7 protein-coding genes are annotated in these 6,750 nt (G+C 70.1%); 2 read left to right on the top strand and 5 right to left on the bottom strand.

Features of this window, described 5'->3' with window-relative positions; genetic code table 11:
- Window positions 1-22 precede the first annotated feature (22 nt).
- The gene (locus ACGFRF_RS22800) at window positions 23-886 is read left to right on the top strand and encodes a LysR family transcriptional regulator (RefSeq protein ID WP_393742658.1); all 864 of its coding nucleotides are present in this window, start codon (window positions 23-25) and stop codon (window positions 884-886) included.
- A gap of 134 nt (window positions 887-1,020) precedes the next feature.
- Here ACGFRF_RS22800 and ACGFRF_RS22805 read toward each other — a convergent pair whose 3' ends face one another.
- The 4 genes from ACGFRF_RS22805 to ACGFRF_RS22820 form a co-directional block, all read right to left on the bottom strand.
- The gene (locus ACGFRF_RS22805; protein WP_393742660.1) at window positions 1,021-1,479 is read right to left on the bottom strand and encodes a MarR family winged helix-turn-helix transcriptional regulator; all 459 of its coding nucleotides are present in this window, start codon (window positions 1,477-1,479) and stop codon (window positions 1,021-1,023) included.
- 197 nt (window positions 1,480-1,676) lie between these two features.
- The gene (locus ACGFRF_RS22810) at window positions 1,677-2,390 is read right to left on the bottom strand and encodes an SDR family NAD(P)-dependent oxidoreductase (RefSeq protein ID WP_393742662.1); all 714 of its coding nucleotides are present in this window, start codon (window positions 2,388-2,390) and stop codon (window positions 1,677-1,679) included.
- A 355-nt stretch (window positions 2,391-2,745) separates the two neighbouring features.
- On the bottom strand, window positions 2,746-3,438 hold the full coding sequence (locus tag ACGFRF_RS22815; RefSeq protein WP_393742664.1) for a type 1 glutamine amidotransferase domain-containing protein: 693 nt from the start codon (window positions 3,436-3,438) through the stop codon (window positions 2,746-2,748).
- 454 nt (window positions 3,439-3,892) lie between these two features.
- A complete protein-coding gene (locus ACGFRF_RS22820) occupies window positions 3,893-4,699 on the bottom strand; it encodes an MBL fold metallo-hydrolase (RefSeq protein ID WP_393742666.1) in 807 nt (268 codons plus the stop codon).
- A 158-nt stretch (window positions 4,700-4,857) separates the two neighbouring features.
- Here ACGFRF_RS22820 and ACGFRF_RS22825 point away from each other — a divergent pair, with 158 nt between their 5' ends.
- Window positions 4,858-5,889, top strand: a complete 1,032-nt coding sequence (locus tag ACGFRF_RS22825; RefSeq protein ID WP_393742668.1) for an NAD(P)H-dependent flavin oxidoreductase — start codon at window positions 4,858-4,860, stop codon at window positions 5,887-5,889.
- A gap of 243 nt (window positions 5,890-6,132) precedes the next feature.
- Here ACGFRF_RS22825 and ACGFRF_RS22830 read toward each other — a convergent pair.
- A partial coding sequence (locus ACGFRF_RS22830; RefSeq protein WP_393742670.1) for a zinc-binding dehydrogenase occupies window positions 6,133-6,750 on the bottom strand: 618 nt, incomplete at its 5' end.

The raw sequence follows: 6,750 nt of genomic DNA on the forward strand, positions 1-6,750 counted from the left end.
GGCATGGGGAAGGACGGAAGCGGTGAGCAGCGCGGACATCGAACTGCGTCATCTGCGGGCCTTCGCCGCCGTCGCCCGCCACGGCTCCTTCAGCCGGGCCGCCGGCGAACTGCTGATCACCCAGCCCGCTCTCAGCCGTACCGTCGCCCAGCTGGAAGCCGCCCTGGGAGTACGGCTGCTGGATCGCTCCCCACGCCATGTGCAGCCCACCGCGGCCGGTGCCGAGTTCCTCGCCCAGGCCGAGAAGGCGCTCGCCGCGTTCGACCACGCTCTCGCCGTGGCGCGGGGACAGTCGGTCCTCAGGCTCGGCTTCAGCTGGCTGCTGCCCGATCCATGGGCACAGGAGGCGATCCGCCGCTTCGAGCGGACCGGCGACGCAACCATCCAACTGGTCCGCTGCGACGACCCGCTACGTGATCTGCGGCTGCGCGCCATCGATGTCGCGCTGCTCCGCGGCACCACCACACCCCCTGCCCCGGCCCGCGCCGTCCTTCTCTACGAAGAGCCGCGCATCGCGGTCTGTGCGCAGGACTGCGAACTGGCGCGCCACACTCACCTGAACTGGGCGGACGTGTCAGCCTGGCCGTTGGTCGTCAACACCGTCAGCGGAACGACCGGACCGTGGTCCTGGCCTGCCGGTCAGCGGCCCGACCGCGTGATCGAGACCACCAATTTCGATGAGTGGCTCGAATCGGTCGCCGCGGGCCGGGGTATCGGCATCGTGCCCGAGGCCGCCCGGCGGCGCATCCACCACCCTGCCCTGCGCTTCGTCCCCTTGGAAGACGCACCTCTGATCCCCGTCGCCCTGGCCTATCTGCCCGACAACCGGCCGAGCCTGATGCGTAGGTTCATCACGGCCGCCACCAGCGCCGTCGCGACCGAATGACCGGCCGGGGCCGATGCCGTGGATCCGAGACCCGTGTCCGGCGCCGCGTGGTGCTGCTGAACGATGCCCTGCGGGCTCCGTCACCGGGGTGTCATCGGCTCACCGCCCGCCAGAAGGCGCTTCACGGTGAGGTGTCAGTCACCCGCAGCGATGCGTTCCAGCACTCTGGCAGCCGCAGCGACGTCGCAGCCTTCGAGGCGGGAGAAGATGTGCCGGCGCACGCTTGCGAGGTTCGTGGGCCACGCCTGTTTCAGGCACGTCCAGCCGGAACTGGTGAGGACGGCGAGCCAGGCCCGTCCGTCGTCCGGGCACTTCTCGCGCAGCACGAGGGACTGCGTCTCCAGGCGTTTGACGACTCGGGTCATGCCGCTCAACGACAGTCCGCACGCGTTGGCCAGCTCACTCATGCGCATGCGGTTCTGCGGGGCTTCGGAGAGGTGCACCAACACCATGTACTCGCCACTGGTGATCGGCTGTTCCGAGACCATGTCGGCGTCGACGACGCGAGGCAGGTATGCCAACACCCTGCCGAGAGCGCGGAGGAATGCTTCCTCGTCCTGGTTGAGGGGCTGGATCGTCGTCGCATCTGCCATGAGAGCAGTGTATTGGCCACAACCGAACGGCTCGTGGCCTGCCTGATCAACAAAGGTGGTTCGCCCCCGTGATGGAGCCCCGACGTGCGGAACAGGCCGTTGATCACGCTCGTGATCAACGGCCTGTCGATGTGTCTCCGGAGCCGGGCGAAGGTCGGTGACCGGTCCGGTTGGTCGGCCGTCGCCCGCCCCGCGGGTCAGTGACCGGCGCTCTGGCCGCCGTCGACATGCAGGATCTCTCCGGTGACGAACGGCGCGTTCTCGAGGTACAGGACTGCGTCGACGATGTCGCCGATCTCGCCCATCCGGCCGACCGGGTGCAGGGCGGCGAACGTCTCGAAGTACTCCTCCGAGTGCATCGGCGTCTTGATGACACCCAGGGCGACGGAGTTGCTGCGGATGCCCCGGGTCGCGTACTCGATGGCCAGCGCCTTGGTGGCGGACTGGAGGCCGCCCTTGGTCAGCGAGGCCAGGACCGACGGCACGGCGGACAGGGCGTGGTCGACCAGGCTCGTGGTGATCTGGACGACGTGGCCGCCGCCCTGGTGCAGCATCTGCTCGACGGCGAGCTGAGTGATGCGGAAGAACCCGCTCAGGTTGACGCCGGTGACCGCGTCATAGTCCTCCTGTGTGTACTCGGTGAACGGCTTTGCGACGAAGATGCCGGCGTTGTTGACCAGGGTGTCGATGCGGCCGAACCGTTCGATCGCGGCCGCGGCGACGCGCTCGGCCGTGGCCGGGTCGGCGATGTCGCCCTGGACGGTCAGGACGTCCGGGTCGTCCGAGGCGGTGATGGTCCGCGAGGTGGCGACCACGGCGTAACCGAGCTTGCGGTACGCCTCGACGAGACCTGCGCCGATGCCCTGGGACGCACCGGTGATGATGGCGACCTTCTTGCCGGAGTTGCTCATGAGTGCCTTCTTCGCTCTTCGGTGTGACGGTGGTTGTTCCGACCGCTTCGTGTCGGCCGGTCACGCGCTACAACTAGTCGACCAGTCGTCTAATTTCCCCGCCCTCCACAGTCGAATCGCCGTGGCACGGCCTCTGACCTGCGGTGAAAGGCTGTGCCTACCAGGCAGGAGGAAACACGTCATGAAGAGGACAACTCCGGGTGCGCGTGGCCGAGTGTCTCCCTCACCCAGGTGAGGGAGACGGGGGAGTCGCCGTGCGCGACGTCCCTGGATTGTGTTCGGTCGACCATCGCGCGGCTGAACTCGCCACACGCCCCGGACGGCGGCGGGCAGTCCTCCGGCGGAGGGCCGCCGCCTACAGGACCTTCAGCAGCTGGGCCGCCAGAGCCGCCGCCGACGCGGGGTTCTGCCCCGTGTACAAGTTGCGGTCCACCACCGTGAACGGCTTCCACATCTCGCCGCGGGTGAACTCCACGCCCAGCACCTTCAGTTCGTCCTCCAGCAGCCACCGCGCCCTGGAAGCCAGCCCGACGGCGTCCTCCTCGTCATTGGTGAAGGCGGTGACCTGATAGCCGGCGAAGGGCGAGACGCCGTGGATCCTGGTGGACAGCAGTGCGGCCGGAGCGTGGCAGACGACGGCCAGCGGCTTGCCCGAGGCGAGCGCCGCGATCAGCAGCCGGCCTGCGTCGGGGTTCTCCCACAGGTCCTCCATGGGACCGTGGCCGCCGGGGAAGTAGACGGCGTCGTAGTCCTCCACGCGGGCGTCCGACAGTTGGATGGGCCGCCGGAGCTCCTCCGCGGACCGGATGATGTTCTCCAGTTCGAGGGCGGTCTCCGCGCTGCCGGCCATGTCGGGGCGCAGGCTCATCATGTCCACGGTCGGGACCACGGCGTTCGGGGTCGCCACCGTCACCTGGTGGCCGGCTTCCGTGAACGCCTTGTAAGGAGCCGCGAACTCCTCGGCCCAGTAACCGGTCGCGTGCCTGGTGCCGTCCTTGAGCGTCCAGTACGAGGCTCCGGTCAGTACAAACAGCAGCTTCGCCGTCATCGTCCACTCCTGCCGTCGTTGCGATCGAGGCGTACGTCCGCGCCCGCGGACGGCCGCCTCGACCCATGCTGCTCCCGTTGGCGTCGCGCCGCACCCGTGGGAGACCGTGGCCAAGGCGCGGTCGGCACACACCCGTCCGCGAGGCATCACACGTGTGCGTGCGGGCCGCACTCGGGGGTGAACCGCACACGGAGCGCTGTATCCGCCCTCAGAAGGCCACCCACCGGTGCCTACTTCCGCCGGTGAGTGTCTGTCATACGCGCTCGCCACATGGGGCACCGAAGAGGTCGGCCCAGTTCCTGACCGAGGCGTGAACGCCGGCCACCACCAGGTCCGCCGAAATGGATGACGTTGAGCATGGTGCCCACGCCCGAGCACACATCCAGACACGTGTCGAGCAGACGATGGTGTCCGCCCGATCGTGGTCGACGCCGCCACAGCGTCCGGCTGTTCGTCAGGGACGCAGGTCCACCCACGATCCGTGCCCCGCTGTCCGCAGCAGGGAGGAGAGGCCGGCTTCGTGGAAGGCCAGCTCCAGGTCGGCGCCACCCTCGGAGAAGTGGGCCCAGCCGTCGTAGTGGGCCGGCACCACCAGGTCCGCACCGAGGACGGCCGCTGCCGCCGCGGCCCGCCGGCTGTCGAGAGAGAGCGGGCGTCCGTCGAATTTCGCCGGCACTCGTGCCGCTCCGGCGTGCAGCAGGGCCGCGGTGATGTCCGGCACGCGCCGGGAGATCTCCGCCACGACACGCAGCGAGGCGTTGTCACCGCTGATGTACACCGTCGGAAGTCCTCGACCGGACAGCACGAAACCGGTGACCTCGCAGTTGACATGACCGTCGGCGTCGCGGTCGCCGTCCTCGGGACCGTGGACCGCCGGCACCGCGAGGACGGTGAGGTCGCCTCCGCCGTCCCCACGTGCCACGGAGTGGCTCGTCCAGGGGGCGAGACCGACCGCCGGTGAGCCGAGCCGCGCCGCGGCGAGCGGCCCGGTGAGGACCAGCGGGGCGGCCTTCGCGAACGCGCGCCCACGCTCGTCGAGGTTGTCCGGATGGACGTCGTGGCTGACCAGCACGAGGTCCACCGGGCCCACGGCGGCCTCCGTGCGGGCCGGACCCGTCGTCTTGATGAGGTACCCGTGCGGGCCCGCCTCGTCGAAGGTCGGATCGCTGACGATCCGTAGACCGCCCATGTCGATGACGGCTGTCGGGCCGCCCAGGACGGTGACTGCGCACTCCTGCCGAGGGAGTTCTGTGGTCGTCATGGTCGACTCCGTCCGACGATCGTGTCGTGATGTCCAGGGAATCTACGCCACCATCGATGCCTGCCGCGCATGATGGCGACTCGATCGGCATTTCACCATGTGTCTGCGGTTGTTTAGGGTCACGGGTGCCGCCCCTGGTCGAAGGAGGAGAAGCCGAGATGAGCCGACTACTGGACGACCTGGGCGTGTCCCTACCGGTCCTCGCCGCCCCCATGGCCGGCGGAGCCGGCACTCCCGCACTGGTGACGGCGGCTGCCCGGGCGGGAGGAATGGGTTTCCTCGCCGCCGGCTACAAGACCGCACAGGCGCTCGCGGAACAGATCGACACCGTCCGGGCCGAGGGTGTCCCCTTCGGCGTCAACGTCTTCGTCCCCGCCCCGGTCCCGGTCGCGCCGGAGGCGTACCGCCGTTACGCCCAGGTGATCCAGCCCGAGGCCGACCGCTACGGCTTGCGCCTGAACGCCGGGGAGCCGGTGGAGGACGACGACGACTGGGTGAACAAGATCGACCTGCTCGTCGCATCGCCGGTTCCCTTGGTCTCGTTCACCTTCGGTGTCCCCGATGCCTCGGTCATCAAGTCCCTGCGCCGGTCCGGGACCACCGTCCTGCAGAGCGTCACCTCCGCCGACGAGGCCCGGCAGGCGTCGGAAGCCGAGGTGGACGGACTGGTCGTGCAGGCATCCGCTGCCGGAGGACACTCCGCCACGCTCACCCCGCAGCGGCCGCTCGCCTCCGTGCCGCTGCCCGACCTGATCGCCGACGTGCGCCGCAGCACCACACTGCCGATCGTCGCCGGCGGAGGCATCGCCACCCCCGCCGACGTGACAGCCACGCTGCGCGCCGGCGCGGACGCCGCCGCGGTCGGCACTCTGTTGCTCCGTACGGACGAGAGCGGGGCCGCCGCTGCGCACAAGGCAGCCCTGACGGACCCGGCCTTCACCGAGACCGTGATGACCGGTGCGTTCACCGGACGACCCGCGCGCGGCCTGCGCAACCATTTCATCGACAGCTACGAGGCGGTCGCCCCGGCCGGCTATCCGGCCGTGCACCACCTCACCGCCCCGCTGCGCAAGGCGGCCATCGCGGCCGGGGACACGCGTCTGATCCACCTGTGGGCCGGCACGGGCTACCGGGAGGCGAAGGCCGAGAGCGCCACCCGCACACTTCAGCGGCTCGCCGCTCAGCTCTGACCTGACAGCACCGGCGTCCCCGCCGCTCGGCGCCGCGGCACCGCATGGACCGTGTGCCGCAGGTGGCAGCAGGGAGCAGACGAGCGCCCCGGTGGCCGTCGGGCATCGGCGCACCCCAGCGAGAACCGGTCCGGCCGGGACGTCGGTCGCGAACAGCAGGGGGGTCCGGCGCGGCCGTGCGGGCGGAGTCCCGGGACTCCACCCGCACGGCCGCGCCGGACCCCTTCGCCGGCGGGTGATGTCTCAGGCCGCGGTGTCCAGTACGACGCGGAAGCGGGCCTGGCCCGAGAGCATCCGCTCGTATCCCTGCATGGCCTGGGTGAAGGGCACGACCTCGACGCTGGGCCGGATGCCGTGCGCCAGGGTGAAGGCGAGGTTGTCCTCGTTCTCGATGGAGGAACCGGTCAGGCTGCCGACGATGGAGTGGGTGCCGAAGATCAGGTCGGGGGTCGAGACCGTCAGCGGGTCGGGGGCGGCACCGACGACGACCAGTGTGCCGTTCGGGGCCAGGCCCCGCACCAGCGGGTTCATGGACGCACCGCTGGACGCGGTGGCGACGATGATCGAGGCGCCGCCCAGCTGAGCCAGTGCCTCTCCCGGATCGACGGTGGTGCTGTCGATGTACTCGTCGGCGCCCAGCTTCCGGGCGAGCGCCTCCTTCTCCTCGCCCCGCGCCACCGCGGCGACGCGGTGGCCGAGGCTGCGCGCGTACTGCAGGGCCAGGTGGCCGAGGCCTCCGATGCCCTGCACGGCGACCAGGGAGCCGGCCCGGGCGTGGCCCTGCTGCAGCGCTGTGAAGGTGGTCAGGCCGGCGCACAGCAGCGGCGCCGCGTCGATCGCGGAGAGGCCGTCGGGAATGCG

The sequence above is a fragment of the Streptomyces sp. NPDC048521 genome (genome assembly GCF_043199855.1).
GTDB lineage: Bacteria > Actinomycetota > Actinomycetes > Streptomycetales > Streptomycetaceae > Streptomyces.